The 14,736-nt window shown below is 47.7% G+C and carries 15 protein-coding genes; 7 read left to right on the top strand and 8 right to left on the bottom strand.

Translation table 11 applies throughout. The features are described from left to right. Positions 1-3 precede the first annotated feature (3 nt). The 5 genes from rfbB (at position 4) to VFT64_01265 (ending at position 6,310) form a co-directional block, all read left to right on the top strand. On the top strand, positions 4-1,014 hold the full coding sequence (gene rfbB, locus VFT64_01285; protein HEU5046456.1) for a dTDP-glucose 4,6-dehydratase: 1,011 nt from the start codon (positions 4-6) through the stop codon (positions 1,012-1,014). Beyond that, positions 995-3,181: a heavy metal translocating P-type ATPase gene (locus tag VFT64_01280; protein HEU5046455.1), complete on the top strand. Its 2,187-nt coding sequence runs from the start codon at positions 995-997 to the stop codon at positions 3,179-3,181. The genes rfbB and VFT64_01280 overlap by 20 nt, the downstream gene beginning before the upstream one ends. Then, the gene (ccoS, locus tag VFT64_01275; GenBank protein ID HEU5046454.1) at positions 3,178-3,318 is read left to right on the top strand and encodes a cbb3-type cytochrome oxidase assembly protein CcoS; all 141 of its coding nucleotides are present in this window, start codon (positions 3,178-3,180) and stop codon (positions 3,316-3,318) included. Before VFT64_01280 ends, ccoS begins: the two co-directional genes overlap by 4 nt. A gap of 16 nt (positions 3,319-3,334) precedes the next feature. Continuing rightward, on the top strand, positions 3,335-4,681 hold the full coding sequence (locus VFT64_01270; protein HEU5046453.1) for a chloride channel protein: 1,347 nt from the start codon (positions 3,335-3,337) through the stop codon (positions 4,679-4,681). Between the two features lie 174 nt (positions 4,682-4,855). Beyond that, on the top strand, positions 4,856-6,310 hold the full coding sequence (locus tag VFT64_01265; protein ID HEU5046452.1) for a hypothetical protein: 1,455 nt from the start codon (positions 4,856-4,858) through the stop codon (positions 6,308-6,310). Positions 6,311-6,318: 8 nt separating this feature from the next. Here VFT64_01265 and VFT64_01260 read toward each other — a convergent pair whose 3' ends face one another. The 8 genes from VFT64_01260 to VFT64_01225 form a co-directional block, all read right to left on the bottom strand. After that, the gene (locus VFT64_01260) at positions 6,319-7,374 is read right to left on the bottom strand and encodes a lipase family protein (GenBank protein HEU5046451.1); all 1,056 of its coding nucleotides are present in this window, start codon (positions 7,372-7,374) and stop codon (positions 6,319-6,321) included. Between the two features lie 139 nt (positions 7,375-7,513). Then, positions 7,514-7,891, bottom strand: coding sequence for a hypothetical protein (locus tag VFT64_01255; GenBank protein ID HEU5046450.1), 378 nt, complete (start codon positions 7,889-7,891; stop codon positions 7,514-7,516). Then, a complete protein-coding gene (locus VFT64_01250) occupies positions 7,888-8,172 on the bottom strand; it encodes a heavy metal-associated domain-containing protein (protein HEU5046449.1) in 285 nt (94 codons plus the stop codon). Before VFT64_01250 ends, VFT64_01255 begins: the two co-directional genes overlap by 4 nt. Positions 8,173-8,181: 9 nt before the next feature. Then, entirely contained in the window at positions 8,182-8,850 is a 669-nt protein-coding gene (locus VFT64_01245) for a hypothetical protein (GenBank protein HEU5046448.1), read from the bottom strand. Between the two features lie 59 nt (positions 8,851-8,909). Then, complete coding sequence (locus VFT64_01240) at positions 8,910-9,260, bottom strand: hypothetical protein (protein ID HEU5046447.1); 351 nt, start codon at positions 9,258-9,260, stop codon at positions 8,910-8,912. 154 nt (positions 9,261-9,414) lie between these two features. After that, positions 9,415-10,137, bottom strand: a complete 723-nt coding sequence (locus VFT64_01235) for a hypothetical protein (GenBank protein HEU5046446.1) — start codon at positions 10,135-10,137, stop codon at positions 9,415-9,417. Between the two features lie 221 nt (positions 10,138-10,358). Beyond that, the gene (locus tag VFT64_01230) at positions 10,359-11,072 is read right to left on the bottom strand and encodes a hypothetical protein (protein ID HEU5046445.1); all 714 of its coding nucleotides are present in this window, start codon (positions 11,070-11,072) and stop codon (positions 10,359-10,361) included. Positions 11,073-11,118: 46 nt separating this feature from the next. Further along, entirely contained in the window at positions 11,119-13,191 is a 2,073-nt protein-coding gene (locus VFT64_01225) for an SIR2 family protein (protein ID HEU5046444.1), read from the bottom strand. Between the two features lie 248 nt (positions 13,192-13,439). On the opposite strand from VFT64_01225, the gene VFT64_01220 reads away from it, so the two are divergent. Both VFT64_01220 and VFT64_01215 read left to right on the top strand, forming a co-directional pair. Further along, positions 13,440-13,766, top strand: coding sequence for a hypothetical protein (locus tag VFT64_01220; protein HEU5046443.1), 327 nt, complete (start codon positions 13,440-13,442; stop codon positions 13,764-13,766). 446 nt (positions 13,767-14,212) lie between these two features. Continuing rightward, entirely contained in the window at positions 14,213-14,728 is a 516-nt protein-coding gene (locus VFT64_01215; GenBank protein ID HEU5046442.1) for a hypothetical protein, read from the top strand. The last annotated feature ends 8 nt before the right edge of the window (positions 14,729-14,736 follow it).

Here is a 14,736-nt window from a genome sequence, read left to right as displayed (position 1 = left end):
ATAATGCTCAGACACCCTACAATTCTTGTCACCGGCGGCGCTGGTTTTATCGGCAGTGCGTTTGTCGGCCAGGCTGTGGAGCGCGGACAAAAAGTCATCGTGCTTGATGCGCTGACTTATGCCGGAAGACGCTCTAATCTCGAATGGATCGATCCTGCAGGCTATGAGCTTGTGGTCGGAAATATTGCAGACGGTCCGCTCGTAGATTCTCTCCTGCGCAAACATTCCATCGACGCCATCGTGCATTTCGCTGCGGAATCGCATGTCGATAACTCTATCAGCAAGCCGGTTGCTTTTATTGAGACCAATATCGTCGGCTCCTATGTGCTGCTGGAAGCAGCGCGTGAATACTGGAATGAGCTGAAAGGAACAAAGAAAGAGCAGTTCCGTTTCATTCATGTCTCTACGGATGAAGTTTACGGCGCACTCGGCGAAACGGGAAAGTTCGATGAGAATACTCCCAAAAAACCCAGCTCCCCCTACTCCGCTTCCAAAGCGGCGAGCGACCATCTGGCCCATGCCTGGTTTGCGACTTATGGTTTGCCCACGATCATTACCAACTGCAGCAATAATTACGGACCGCGCCAGTTTCCGGAAAAACTTATTCCGCTGACTATTACGAATGCACTCGCCGGCAAGCCTCTGCCGGTTTACGGTAACGGCAGCAATATCCGGGACTGGATTCATGTGGAAGATCATTGCGATGGCGTTGCACTCGCGCTCGGCAAAGGGATCCCTGGCGAGACTTACTGTTTCGGCGGCAATAGCGAGCGGCGCAATATCGAAGTCGTCAACCAGATCTGCCGCATTCTTGACCGGCTGCGCCCGGCAAAAAGCGGGGCTTCTTATGCTTCGCAAATCACCTTCGTGCGCGACCGGCTCGGCCATGATTACCGCTACGCAATTGATGATACAAAAGCGCAGCAGCAACTCGGTTTCCGCCGTAAATACGACTTTGAGGCAGGGCTCGAAAGCACTGTAGAATGGTATCTCCATGAATACGCACTCGCCTGAGATAGACTTTTCGAGCTTCGTACAGCCCGGTAAGGAAGAAGACTCTCATAGTATCAATCTGATGGTGGAAGGGATGCGCTGCGCTTCCTGCGCATGGCGTATCGAATCGGCGCTGAACAGTGAACACGATGTCAATGCGCGCGTTAATCTTTCGACCAACCGCATGGTGCTGAACTGGAAAGGCGATACTGCACGCGGTAATGCGCTTGTGGCCAAGGCTGCTGATCTCGGCTTCAAATTCCTGCCTTTCGATGCGAGCAGCCAGAACAATGCCGAAGCGAACGAAGAACGTTTCCTGCTCAAATGCATCGCGGTGGCAGGATTTGCGGCTGGCAATATCATGCTGTTCTCGTTTGCGCTGTGGTCCACTTCGCGCGATGCGATGGGACCGGCAACAAGCGATCTTATCCACTGGATTTCCGCCATGATCGCCCTGCCCGCCGTTGCTTATTCGGGCCGCCCTTATTTCGCTTCCGCCCTAAAAGCACTGCGCAGTTTCCATACCAATATGGATGTGCCCATTTCGCTTGCCGTTTTGCTCGCCGCCGGGATGAGCCTTTTTGAGACCGTACGTCGCGGGCCGTATGTGTATTTCGATTCCTCGGTCATGCTGCTGTTCCTGCTGCTGGTCGGGCGGTATCTGGATAAAAGAGCACGCGGGAAAGCGCGTGCAGCGGCGCAGGACCTGCTCGCGATGATGCAAGGCACAGCGACGCTGCGTGAAGGCGACAAAACACGTAGTATCGCCATACGCGATATTCTGCCCGGCATGCGCCTGCTGGTCGCGGCGGGAGAAAAAGTGGCTGCGGACGGTATCGTGGCCAAGGGCGTTTCTGACATTGATACAAGTCTGATTACCGGCGAAACCGTTCCGCAACGTGCAGCCGAAGGGCAGAAGCTTTTTGCCGGTATGATCAATATTTCCGCACCGCTGGAACTCACCGTTTCCGCTGCGAGCGAACAAAGCCTGCTGGCCGATATTGTGCGGCTGATGGAAAATGCCGAACAGGGGCAGGCAAAATATGTCCGCGTCGCCGATAAAGTGGCGGGCTATTATACTCCGGTCGTGCATCTGCTTGCAGGAGGTACTTTTTTATTCTGGGTTTTTGCAATGGGGATTGCCTGGCAGCCAGCCCTTATGATTGCCACTACCGTTCTGATTATCACCTGTCCGTGCGCGCTGGGGCTTGCTGTTCCAGCGGTGCAGGTGGTCGCTTCCAGCTTTCTGTTCAAGAAGGGCATGCTGCTGAAGTCCGGCGATGCACTGGAACGCCTTGCCGTGATTGATACGGTCGTGTTTGATAAAACCGGTACGCTCACGCTCGGCAAACCGCAACTCGAAAATGCCGGCAGTTATATGCTGCAGGATCTGCAACTGGCCGCCTCGCTGGCAGCGCACAGCAAACACCCGCTTTCGCGCGCTATCCATCAGGCGTGGAACGGTGAACTGCTCAAGCTTACGATTCAGGAAGTTCCCGGAGACGGGCTCAGCGCTGAATATCAGGGCAAAAACGTGAGGCTTGGGCGGCGCGGCTGGTGCGGCGATGAAAGCGCATCGCAGGATGCGGCACTGGAGCTATGGCTGAACACGTCGGAAAAATCGCCAGTGCGCTTTACCTTTACGGATATACTGCGGCCGGATGCCGCAGACGTCGTCCGCGAATTCAAGCGCAGGGGATGCAATATCGTGCTGCTTTCCGGCGACCGCGAACCAGCTGTAAAAGCTGTTGCACAGGCACTCGAGATTGCGGACTTCACCGCGCATATAACGCCGCTGGATAAGAGCTCGCGCATCCATGCATTGAAGGAAAAAGGCGCAAAAGTTCTCATGGTAGGTGACGGATTAAACGATGCTCCGGCGCTTGCGGCAGCGGATGTTTCCATCTCCCCCTCCTCGGCAATTGATATTACCCAGAATGCGGCCGATGTCGTGTTCCAGGGCGAACATCTGATGCCGGTGATTGACGCGCTTCATATCGCACGCACAAGCGGCAGACTGGTGAAACAGAACTTTGTCCTTTCGTTCCTCTATAACATTATCGCCGTACCGCTCGCGATTGCCGGGCAGGTGACTCCGCTGATTGCGGCGCTTGCAATGTCCTCTTCCTCGATTATAGTCATTGCCAATGCCCTGAGGCTCAATCGTATAGGCAAGCAAAAGTCATGAGTGTTCTGCTGTATCTCATTCCATTAGCCCTTTTGCTGGGGTCTATTGCGTTAATCGCTTTCTTCTGGGCGCTACGGAATGAACAGTTTGATGATCCCAAAGGAAATGCCGAACGCATTCTCAGGGATGATGAATAGCACCATAGAGAAATAAATGCATACAGGCCTTCAAAACGATCGCGCCTATATCCGCAAGGCCAAACGGATGCTGCTTTCCCGCTCGCTCTGGCGTAAGCGTCTTGTCTTCTGGATGGGCGCCATTCTTGTGGGGCTGGTGGCCTCCTATTTCGCACTGCTGGCAGACTGGGCACAACATACATTCAACAGCATGGTGAAGCACTCCCCATGGCTGCCGCTGATTGTGAGCCCTACTCTTTTTGCATTCTGTACCTGGATCACGCTTAGATATTTTCCCTCCATTCCCGGCAGCGGAATCCCGCAGGCTATGGCAGCGCGTTTCCTGCGTGATGCGCAGAGCCGACGCTATCTTGTCGGCCCGCGCGTGATCGTAGGAAAGATGCTCATTACCATCATTGGACTGCTTGCCGGTGCTTCTATCGGCCGTGAAGGCCCGACGGTGCAGGTCGGTGCCGCGCTTTTATTATTATTTGCCGAACTTGGGGGCTTAAGCGCCGAACGCGGCATTGTGCTTGCGGGCGCTTCCGCAGGCGTGGCGGCTGCATTCAATACGCCACTGGCCGGTATCGTATTTGCGATCGAGGAGATGGCAAGAGCATTCGAGCACCGTAACAGCTCAATAGTGCTGGCTGCGATTGTATTCTCCGGCGCGGCGGCCATGTCCATTTCCGGCAATTACAATTATTTCGGCTATACTATGGCTGAGCTCTCCATCAACCGTGACTGGCTGGCGATTGCCGTGCTGGGCGTTGCAGGCGGATTGTTCGGCAGCCTGTTCACAGTCCTGATCATTCACGGCGGAAAATTCGTCAAACAGCTTTATCACCAGTTTGGCAGCCGTAATCCGATTAAATTTTCTGCATTATGCGGTCTCATCATTGCTTCCATCGGCATCCTGACCAAAGGCATTACTTACGGTACCGGCTACGATATGGGTTATTCCCTGCTGCACGGCACGCTCGATCCCGCCTGGTGGCAGGCTCCGGCCAAGCTTTTCGTTACAGCGTTGTGCGCCATCACCGGCATGCCGGGCGGCATCTTTTCTCCGAGTCTTTCCGTCGGCGCGGCGATGGGTGGCGAGCTTGCCGCCCTGTTTCCTCATACGCCGATACAGGGGATTATCCTGCTTTCCATGGCCGCCTATTTTGCAGGCGTTACGCAGGCTCCGATTACGGCCTTTGTCATCGTGCTGGAAATTACCGGAAAAGCCACAACCGCCGTTCCACTCATCGCCGTGGCACTTATCGCCGCCGCACTCGGGCGGATGTTATGCCCGCTCTCGCTTTACCATGCACTTGCCAAAAATTTTATTGCCGATACGAAGCGGTGGCAAACAAAACAGGTTGAAATAAAAAACCAGTAGGCATAAAACCTAAAGTTGTTCCAACCAAACACGCCACTATTATCCCATCGTTATTTACGTGCACCGGAGTAATCGTTTTATTCCGGCACAATAAATTTGCCTCGTCTTAACGATTTGATAATAAATTATATTTATCTTACCCCTCTCATTTCATCTTAATCAATGGATTATACTATGCCTTATTGCCTGAGAGCCATGCTGCTTGCCTGCCTGTTTTTATGTATGGTTGTAACCATCCCCTGCACCGGCTCTGCAACCGGAGCTATAACTTTCACCGGCAACGGCGCCGACCAGACCAAAGAGATCAGCGCGTTACTTTCGAAGGACGGAACCTATTACTTCAGAGGCACAGTGCGGACACAGGGTATTACCCTTTCCGGAAGAACCCTTACCATTAATTTCGCACCGGGTTCGGTCTGGGAACCGGCAGGATATGCGGACGCGCTTTTGTCATGCCATAACTGCAATTTTAATTTCATTCACCTCAACATCGATGGGAAAGGTATAGTTCAGCAGGCCGTGCATATGGATGGCGGCACGCTTAATTTTAACACGATTACTGTCGACCATATCGGCTCCCGCACCCGCATGCCGAACAATATCGTCGCTGGCCTGATGCTCAACGGCGTCACCTCGATTCACGGCAATAATTTCACGGCCGCTCACCTTAATGCCCTTGGCGACCACACTATCGGTGATAATATCGGCGCTGCGCGCGGCATTATGATGATCAATAGCGGGCCTTACCAGCTTGGCAATGTGTTGGTCGACTGGACGGGAAGCGACGCCGAAGAAGCCGACAGTTTTCAGGTCAACATCAACAATGCGGGCGGCACCGTTAATAATCTCAAAGTTGTTTATAACGGTAATACGCGGCGCTGCGCCAAATACCAGTCCGGCACCAATGTACTGAGCAATGTGGTTGTGACCAAAGCGGCTGATTTCACACCAGTCAGTGCAAAGACCGATGTGGGCAAGAAAAACTTCAACTGCATCTCGTGGGAAGGCAACACTACCGGTTCGCTGGATGTGCTGGGCGGATATATCGATGCATCCGGTTTTGTGAAAGGAATCGGCAATAACACGGCCGGTTCCACCGCAACCGTGCGCGTTCACCCCGGCGTTACGCTGATCGGCAGCACCAAGCCTGTCGCCCGCACCAATACGCAGACAGGCTTATGGGAAAATACCGACACTTACGGCTTCTATACCGGACTTGGCGAGAGTGGCTCCGGTATTGAGGGCGCCAAGGTCATCCACTTCACTGTCGGCTCCAGCATACGCTGCAATAATGGTTATTCGCGCAATGTGACATATGACGACCCGGTCGCCAGGGGGCTTGATGTATTCAACAGCGCCCGTGCCATCAATGCGCCAGATGTCAGCAACAACACCATCATCACCCGCACGAAAGGCTACCTCTCTTCATGGACGGTAATCAATGTAGGGGCCGTCACCAATGGAAAGTTCAACAGCAATAAACTGGTTGAGAGCGGCAATCACAGCCTGGCATTCAGCCTGATTAATTTTACAAACCAGATTGCAAGCGCCACCGCTTACGGTAATCAGGCCCCCAAACCGATGGGCGGCGTGGTCAGCCCCAGCGGCTCCAATGTCAGAACGCAGTGAGGAAATCTTTACCCTAATCCGGGCGGCTTTGTTTGCTGACGAGGCGCTTTGGCAGAAGCATTCAGCCCGGATACGGGCGGGTCTGTAATATCATGCTCCTGCGCGATGATGAGAGAACCCCGCTCCATATCCCGTCTCAGGCTTTCGAGATAGTTGCCGGGTGAATGGTCTCCCACCTCATGCAGGACTCTGAGCCTGCCCATAACCGAAATGAGCGCCTGCTGTATCGTTGCGCGCGCTTCGGGGGATTCTTCCACTCTGAGGCCGTTCCTGAACGCAATCTCCGTCCCTGCGTGAAAATAATCTGTCTGATTTAATGCAATCCTGTTGAGCAGCGGGACCGGCACGGTCAGATTCGGCGGCAGGTAGGGTACGATATCGTTCCCGTTTACCACGCGGAAATAGTCGGGGAAGTAAGCTTTGACCAACTCGGCGCCCTCTTTGTCCAATGCCCGCGGCTGGCCCTGTGTGATAATCCCTTCCACTTTGTCCTTTTCCGGCTGCTGCAAGCCGTACATGACTGCCATTGCACCGCCAGCACTATGACCTGTCATGGCAAACCTGCCTTCTTCCAGTTCGCGCGTCAGCGGGAGGCTGATCATCCCCAGTTCCTCCAGGAAGCCCGGATGCCCACGGCACCGGTCTCCGGACGGCAGCTTCATCTCCTGCAGCAGGAATTCAGCATCTTTCGCCCATTGTTTCAGATGCGTCGGCTGCGTGCCGCGAAAACTGACGAGCGTATTATTTTCCGGTGTTTTGAACACCAGCGCCCTGGCAATTCCATCTGCCTCAATGGATTTGACTCTCCATCCGCCCCAGTCATGCTCGGCCAGTTTCTGGGATATGTTGATGACGCCCTGATTGCTTGCGATACGCGCTTTGTGCACTGCCTCTTTGAGGCGCTCCGGATCGCCTTTGATTATGGTTTCGAGATCGCCGAAGCCTTGCCCGTCAGGCGGCTGTTGTTCTATGATTCGGGGTAAATAAGTCAGCGTCGCAGCCATCCCCTGTACATAGGAGGCGGCAGCATCGTAATTGGGTTTGGCAGCCTCTAATTCCGGCATATTCCCATTTTAATACATAAAAAGACTTTATGATTATTAACATAATTCTGGGAATACGGCAAATTATGAGAAGCGCGGTTGTATAGCAACCCACTATTATACAATTATAAATTGATCTGGTGCCATAGGCACAACCGCCTTATTTCAGCAGGTAAGGCGCAATAAACGCGAAAAAGAAGCCGATTCCATATACAATTATAGATAGATAGAGAATAAGGCCGCTTATCCGCCGCAACTGCATGCACGCCCGCGCCTGATGCTCGTCTATGGGGCATGGGGCGTTGCGGTTCAGGTAGCGGACGATAGCGGAGAGCGTCAGCATCGCGCCTGCGAAGATAAAGATCATCACCTTATGTTCGGAGAGCCATATCAGTTGCGGCACAGTGTTCAGCAGGCTTACCAGCGTCGCGCCCGCTCCCAGCGCCACAAAGAGCGCGGGCAATGCGCAGCAGACCAGCGTGCTGAAAGAGGCAAACAGCGTCAGCGTGGAGAGGATTCCGTTCTTTTTGCCCATCATTGCTGCCTCACAATGCCGGTGACGCTGTAGCCTGAGTCGGTCAGGAGCTTTGTGATGGTCGCATCGTCCAGATCCTGCCCTGCTTTTGTGTCGATCGTCACGCGCTTATCTTCCAGATCGACCTTGATCCGGTCGACGGCGGGCTGTTTGCGAAATGTCTTTTCGATCCCGGTCGCGCAGAAAGCGCAGACCAGCCCGTTGACGGAGGCCGTGATCGTTCCAGCATAAGCAGTCTGTGAGAACGTTGCCATAATCATGGTCAGTATCAAAAGTTTTTTCATAATTCCTCCTTAGAACTGCAAGTCCCAGTTCAACATGATGTGATGATTGCTGCTGTACCCGGCCTCGACCAAAGTGGTCTTATAGAAGAAACGCACGAGCGGCGTGACGACCCAGGTATTGGTTTTGCTCGGGTGGTCATCCACCTGCAGCATGAACCATGTCGAAACATCGTCGTACCCAGCCTTATAAGGAGCGATGCCTATGCGCGCGCGCTGCCAGAGGCTCTCGCTGATCGTATCCGCATACATGCCGCGTATTTCGTAAGAACTGAAAACGCGCCTTGTCTCATAATCCGCGAGGAAGGATGTCCAGGCAGCGTTGCGCGTCTTGCCATCCCCCACCGCGAGCCCTGCCCCTGTGGAATTGAAGATGTTAGCCTGCCCATCCGGCAGGTTCCAGCGGTGAATCAGCGTATTCACTTCCGGGCCGTGCACGGAGAAATCCCTGCCGTCCCGCTCATGCTCCTCCCATTTATCATACCAGCCGACCGCGTAATGCGGATCGAGTGTATAATCCAGAGAGACGGTATGGCCGGTTTCGTCGTTTTCCTGCATGATCATGGTGCCGCCCACATAGGAAATCGGCTTGGCATACACGCTGCCGGCCAGCACAAGCGCCGCGCATGACGCCCCTAAGATTACCGGGGGCAAGGCTTTCAGTATTGGGAATACAGACATAACTCCTCGCTTAAAATGAACTACGGCTACTCAGGCGGAGCCCGAACAGTCAGGTAAATTTAAGCAAGGTGTTTGGGAGGGCGTTCCTGGGTCTGGGAGAAGAATGAAATCACCATATCGTCCGCTGGGTGGAAGGCAGCCACCGTATAAACCACCGGCAGGAAGACAGAAGCGATAGCGGGAGAGGCGCTCAGGCTGACGGCAGAGGAGCAGTTGACGGCACAATCCGTCTTGCCGCATTCCTTGTTCTCGCCTTTGCTATCTGCGTGATCGGCGCAATCCGGGCAGTCCTTCATCATCTGATGCGCGCCGGACTTCATGGCGCAGCTTGAACCCGCATACACAGGCACCCCAGCCACGGCAATCGCTATGGTCAAAATGGCTGCTAACAATGTGCGCAGGCTGAACATAATATAGGCATAATAGCAGGTTATCGGGGGATTGTCGAGCGGTGGCATTCAACCTAAGCAAATTCATAAGGTTGCCAGCGCCATCGCTTACGGCAATTAAGTCTCTCTTGTAGAGACATAGCCACACTTTAGCGGCACCAATAAACGAGATGTCTTACCTTTCTATATTTGCAGCGCTCCAAAGCTTATCATATGTATTCCACATAGAAGTAAACCCATCAGTAATTTGTGTAATTATTGTTCCAGCGTTTTTCGCACCATCCTTAAATGAAGCCCCCGAAAGATAACAACTACCTTTATCGATGAACAGAAATCTATCATGCAATCCTGTCGTTGAACGTACACCGATTGCATGTCCATGCTGCTGCATAAATAAATCGATCGCTGGTAGCAGAGTTGTAAGTTTGTTTCTGGCAGTAAGAAGCTTAACATTAACACCAGTTTTTATAAGTGGGAGGTAGCGCGAAACAAAATCGGCATCAAGATACGGATCAATAAAAAACACTTCCTGTGTTGCTAATTCAATATTCTTCCGGATTTCGTCAAAATATTCAAACACCTGTCCTTGTCCAATAGCTACATTAGTTGGACCTGTAGTTCGCATACGCAGATCACTTCTTGCTTGATGCAAGAGCACCATAATTTCTCGAAATCCTTGTATAGATGGAGCTCCCATAGGACTCTGATATAATCCCATTATTGTTCTCAGTTGTACAAGCTTATTAGGATTCCATACCTCGATTACAGCAGCCGCCCGCCCTAACCATTGGTAATTTTCATTTGTTTCATGGCGAAATGTTGCTTTGTCCGGTGCTGTTCTTAATACATCCTCAACTTCAACTAAAATTTGTTCATAACTTATGGAATCATTATTCATTGATAATCTTTCTAGATGAAGGAAGCTGAACTATGGAGATTGAGGAAAGTGGTGATCTGGGCGGGAATCGAACCCGCGACAACCTGATTAAAAGTTTGAAGAATAAAACCTATATTTATTATTATTCATATACTTGTGACGCTTGCCAGTGTGCCATTCCAATCTCAAATACATATCAAACATTATATTTTTAATAATGCGATGACACAAGATTGGCACGTCTATTCAAGAAAGAATTTTTTTGCTGCGTCAAAAAGAAATTCTCTTCCTTCCTTTGTTTTAAATACTTTTTTTGTCATATCTAAAAGAGAATGGCCTGCAGTCTTGTACCAAATATCTTTTTGATACATAGGCAGTGTGCGTTTTAATCTTTCCAGTTCTGCTTTTATTTCTTTTAGTTCTTTTTCTGTAATTGTTTTGGCTTTCTCAAGCTCTTCAAATTTTGCCAAGAAATTATCTAATTTATTATTTAAATTATTAACTTCTGACTCAGAAAAATGCTCCTGACTATTGCCAGCGGCATCATTAATTCGCTGCTCAATTTCAATTTCAAATTCGTCTAGCTCTTTTTGAAGAGGAATTCTAGTCGCTAAATCTTCTTTTATATTTTGGCACCAGTCACGGATTCTATTGATGCATTCATGAATAGTACTATGTTTTGTTACTTCTCTTGTTTTGTATTCTCCCGGTGATTCAACTGTAGTTAATTTTAAATCTTCTGGCTGCGTAGTAAGACTCACAATGCTAGCAATACTTTTAGCTGCATAGTCCTTTTCTGTAATAATAAACTCATACTCGGGCTTTGGAATAAATACAATATGTGCCAAATATTGTCCGTGATCTGTATTTATTTTGAAGTCTCGGAGGGAAAAGCCTGATATCTCAAGATGGTTATATATGCTTTTTATTATGCTATTTCGTAGTTTTACTGCCATATTAAGTCTTTTTATTATTCTATTAACAATTATTCCTAATATTGATTTACTTGTTACTCTTAATTAATTCTGGTTTTTTAGGTACTGGGGCTTGCATATTCTTATTTAAGAGCTGGAAAATAGGCCATTGTCTGATTGCCTCATTTTTAACCTCTTTATATAGATTTTCAGCTTGCTCAGTCTGCCCAAGGACTATATGAGCTCCTATCCGCACAAGTGGTTCCGGTGAAGTCAGCAATTCTTGTATCTTGGCTACTTCTGCTGGTGGTAACTTTTTACTTTGATGTAATTTTATCTGAGCTTTATTCAGAAGATAATAATTATTATCCAAAGGAACTTTGGTAAGCCCTTTTTGATTACAATCGTAGGCTATTTTTAGCACTGTTTCAGCTAATTTGAATCTCTTAAATTTTATATAATAAATAGCATAATAAAATGCATTATTAGGATTATCGCATAAGTAAATTTGTTTTTTCAGTATCTCTGCCTGAATATCCTCAGGAATAAATAAAAGAATAGGCCAGACGATTTTGCTCATAAATTCATTTTTGCTGTAAGCAAGAAGAATATTTTTTGCTTCCTCATACTGGCCAAGAATTATTGAAGCTCCTAGCCGTATATCTTTTTTTGCACTATTTTGTAATATTTCAATATTTTCTTTTAATGACGGATCGATAGGCTTTTGAGACCATAAACAAATTTGTGCTTTATTAAGATAAAAATATTCCTTGTTAAATAAGGATTGCTTATTTCTTCTATCGACTTCAAAGCCTATATTTAAAACCTCTTCAGCATATGAAAACTGTTGTGTATTAATTAAGCTGACCGCAAAATTGTGCACGCAATTTGGATTACTTGCTATAATATCTTCCCGTTCCTTAAGAACTTTTATAACATGCTGCCCTGTAACATCATCCCAAACGATATTTAATAGCTCAAAAGCTGTATTAAAAGCGCTTATAGTTGGTTGCGTCTCAAGTTGCTTGATAATTGTCTTCTTAGCTTCAGTAACTTCACCTTTTTGCCATTGTTGCTGAGCCATTAATTGGTATGGTGGTGAAGCTTGTTGGGCTACTGAAGAGGCAGGTACTTCCCGAGATTTATTAGAATCGCCTACAAAGCTGCTTTTTATTTGCTCAACTAATTTAGCAATATCTGAAGCAATAATTGAATGTGTTGGTGATTTTTTATTAGGATTATTTTCTAAGCCAACAGGTATATTGGCACTATTTATTAAATTATTTAATCTTTCTGTAAGTGCATTATAAGGATCCGACATTTCTTTTTGCAAAGACATGTCTAATTGTGAATGCAATTCAGCAAAAAACTGGTCGAAGCCTTCAATCTCAACAATATGAAATTGAGGAAACCTGTTTAAATCTTCCACTTTCTTACTTAGTTTGCTGCCTTTCCTAACGCACCAATAAACACCATGAGGAAAGTTTGTTTCTGTACGTAAGAGAGCATTCAACGTATCCATGACCGATCTATCATGGCCTGCATAACCTATAACAATTAAGCCAAATTCTGACGCATATTGTTTAAATTTATTTCGTATATTCTCTTCAAGAGTTTCTAGTTCTCGAGAGGTGTTCTTAATGTTATCAAATAAAAAATCTCCATGAAGCTTTATTATTTTGGGGCGTTTGGTAGTTATTCTAACTGAGTAAATACTTGAATCATGCGCGCATACAATTGGCCTAGTTGAGTTTGAATACAGATAACAAGCCTCGTTTAGCAAATCATCGAAATTAGTCGTAAAAACAGTGTTAAAAACTTTTTGTAATAGATTAACTAGGTAGATATATCCCCAAGAAGGGGTAGCGTTATTAACACATTTTTCTATATATTCTCTACGCTGGCTAGGCTGATCGTACAATAATTCAAAAAGCGTTGAATATTCTTGTTCATCTTCATACCACGGTTTGCTCTTAATGTCAGTCGATGGCGTACGATCCTGATATTGTTTTCTCCAATCCTCAATCATAGTTTTAGCTGATGGAATGCCACTAGTAACACTAGCTCCGGCCCCTAAAAACAATGCAAAATTAGGGTGGTGTTCCTTGGTATTCTTAAGGATATTAATTATATGCTGTTGAGGATTTCTTTCTTCAGTCATAAAATTACAATTAGTTATTTAGGTATCAAATATTAATTATCAATCAGTAAATTGCCAGTACTTTCTTGCGCCCCGCCCGCAACGGAGTGAGGACGGCGGCTAGCAAGTGCTGGGCTTGTCTCTTATTGTAACAAGTAATACATCAGCTCGTGTTATTGCTCGTTTGTGTCCTCTAGTATCATTTAATAGCTTTTTGCTTCTTGATAACGTAGTATAAGCGGTGTTGGTACTCGCTTATGGAGCCCCCCATGAATGATAAAGAGCTATTAAAAATCATTGATGCCGCTGCTAAAGACTTCTCCGGGATATGCACGGAGATGGAGACTGCTATAGGCGCCTTAGTCTTTGGCCGTCATGTTGGCTGGAAACCTTTATTACTCATGCACGATAAGAAAACCCTTAGAAAGTATGAAAAGATACTTGGTATAGAATTCCGGGATGTTTTACCTGAAGTTGGGGAATTATCAGATAAATCAGTTGCATGGAAGCTCGCTCAAAAAGCTTCAAATTTCTGGAAAGCAGTAAGCGGCCATATTCCGGGCATACGCACTAATCAGGTTGAAAAATTAAAATAATTCATTAAGCGGGATTTAATCTCGTCAAACGTGATTGATTACCGCTCCTATGTGTGATAAAGTTACCACATAGGAACTGCTTGGGCTGTTCATCATTTCTCTCAATGCGGTTCACCAATGCGCCGGTCGGCGATTGGGTAAACCTTATGGAAAGAGAGTTTATGAAAACTAGCTCACACTCCTCTACCACATCATACTCCGATAATGTCTTAGACGGACTTAATCAAAGACGAAGACTTAGTAAGATCTCGCGCATCGTTTTTCACGTGTTGTTGCAGTGCGCTTCTGAATGCGGGGAAGATAAAAGTAAATGCGCCTTTGTTACTCTCACTTATCGACCGGATGCAGCTTATCATCCTTACGACATAAAACGTCTTCAGGACTGTTATAGGTCTTGGGCTCGTACCCGTAGGATAAAGTTAAAAGTCGTCTGGGTAATGGAACTTATGAGATCGGGCAAACCCCATTACCATTTGGCTATCTTTCTACCCTCCGGTATCACTCCGCCAATGCCTGATAAACAAGGTTGGTGGAAGCATGGCTCTAGCAATGTGAAGTGGGTAAGAAATCCATCCAGTTACATGGCAAAATATCTCAGTAAGTGGGAAAGCAAACATTGTCAGTATCCCAAGGGTGCTAAAACATATGGTTTCTCTGGAATTTCATCTTATGCAAGGGCTATAGCACATTACTGGTCATTGGATGCATGGCTTCGCAAAATAACGGAGGTTGGTGATAGAGTAAAAAAGCGCTTTGCTGGCTACTGGTATAATGAAACCATTGGTTATTCCTTCCGTAGCCCATTTGTGCTGGATTTATCTACATTGCGATTACAACAGGCTGAAATAAGCAGTTTTGATGTTTTGCCTTTTGATATTTCCACGATCAATGACGATATCTACCTTCATCTGATTTTAAATTCTCCTCGTAAACTCTCTCCGGTGGAGGGTAGTCATGAGTAGTACCACCT

It is taken from the genome of Rickettsiales bacterium (assembly GCA_035765535.1).
Lineage (GTDB): Bacteria > Pseudomonadota > Alphaproteobacteria > Rickettsiales > JABCZZ01 > JABCZZ01.
The sequence above is the reverse complement of the archived record's forward strand: the minus strand, read 5'-3'. Positions and strand labels throughout refer to the sequence as shown.

What these genes read in the sequence shown, in the direction of transcription:
- VFT64_01235 (HEU5046446.1), bottom strand. Translation starts at nt 10,137, where the DNA reads ATGAATAATGATTCCATAAGTTATGAACAAATTTTAGTTGAAGTTGAG.
- VFT64_01245 (HEU5046448.1), bottom strand. Translation starts at nt 8,850, where the DNA reads ATGTCTGTATTCCCAATACTGAAAGCCTTGCCCCCGGTAATCTTAGGG.
- VFT64_01230 (HEU5046445.1), bottom strand. Translation starts at nt 11,072, where the DNA reads ATGGCAGTAAAACTACGAAATAGCATAATAAAAAGCATATATAACCAT.
- VFT64_01260 (HEU5046451.1), bottom strand. Translation starts at nt 7,374, where the DNA reads ATGCCGGAATTAGAGGCTGCCAAACCCAATTACGATGCTGCCGCCTCC.
- VFT64_01250 (HEU5046449.1), bottom strand. Translation starts at nt 8,172, where the DNA reads ATGAAAAAACTTTTGATACTGACCATGATTATGGCAACGTTCTCACAG.
- VFT64_01220 (HEU5046443.1), top strand. Translation starts at nt 13,440, where the DNA reads ATGAATGATAAAGAGCTATTAAAAATCATTGATGCCGCTGCTAAAGAC.
- VFT64_01280 (HEU5046455.1), top strand. Translation starts at nt 995, where the DNA reads ATGAATACGCACTCGCCTGAGATAGACTTTTCGAGCTTCGTACAGCCC.
- rfbB (HEU5046456.1), top strand. Translation starts at nt 4, where the DNA reads ATGCTCAGACACCCTACAATTCTTGTCACCGGCGGCGCTGGTTTTATC.
- VFT64_01255 (HEU5046450.1), bottom strand. Translation starts at nt 7,891, where the DNA reads ATGATGGGCAAAAAGAACGGAATCCTCTCCACGCTGACGCTGTTTGCC.
- VFT64_01240 (HEU5046447.1), bottom strand. Translation starts at nt 9,260, where the DNA reads ATGTTCAGCCTGCGCACATTGTTAGCAGCCATTTTGACCATAGCGATT.
- VFT64_01225 (HEU5046444.1), bottom strand. Translation starts at nt 13,191, where the DNA reads ATGACTGAAGAAAGAAATCCTCAACAGCATATAATTAATATCCTTAAG.
- VFT64_01215 (HEU5046442.1), top strand. Translation starts at nt 14,213, where the DNA reads ATGAGATCGGGCAAACCCCATTACCATTTGGCTATCTTTCTACCCTCC.
- VFT64_01270 (HEU5046453.1), top strand. Translation starts at nt 3,335, where the DNA reads ATGCATACAGGCCTTCAAAACGATCGCGCCTATATCCGCAAGGCCAAA.
- VFT64_01265 (HEU5046452.1), top strand. Translation starts at nt 4,856, where the DNA reads ATGCCTTATTGCCTGAGAGCCATGCTGCTTGCCTGCCTGTTTTTATGT.
- ccoS (HEU5046454.1), top strand. Translation starts at nt 3,178, where the DNA reads ATGAGTGTTCTGCTGTATCTCATTCCATTAGCCCTTTTGCTGGGGTCT.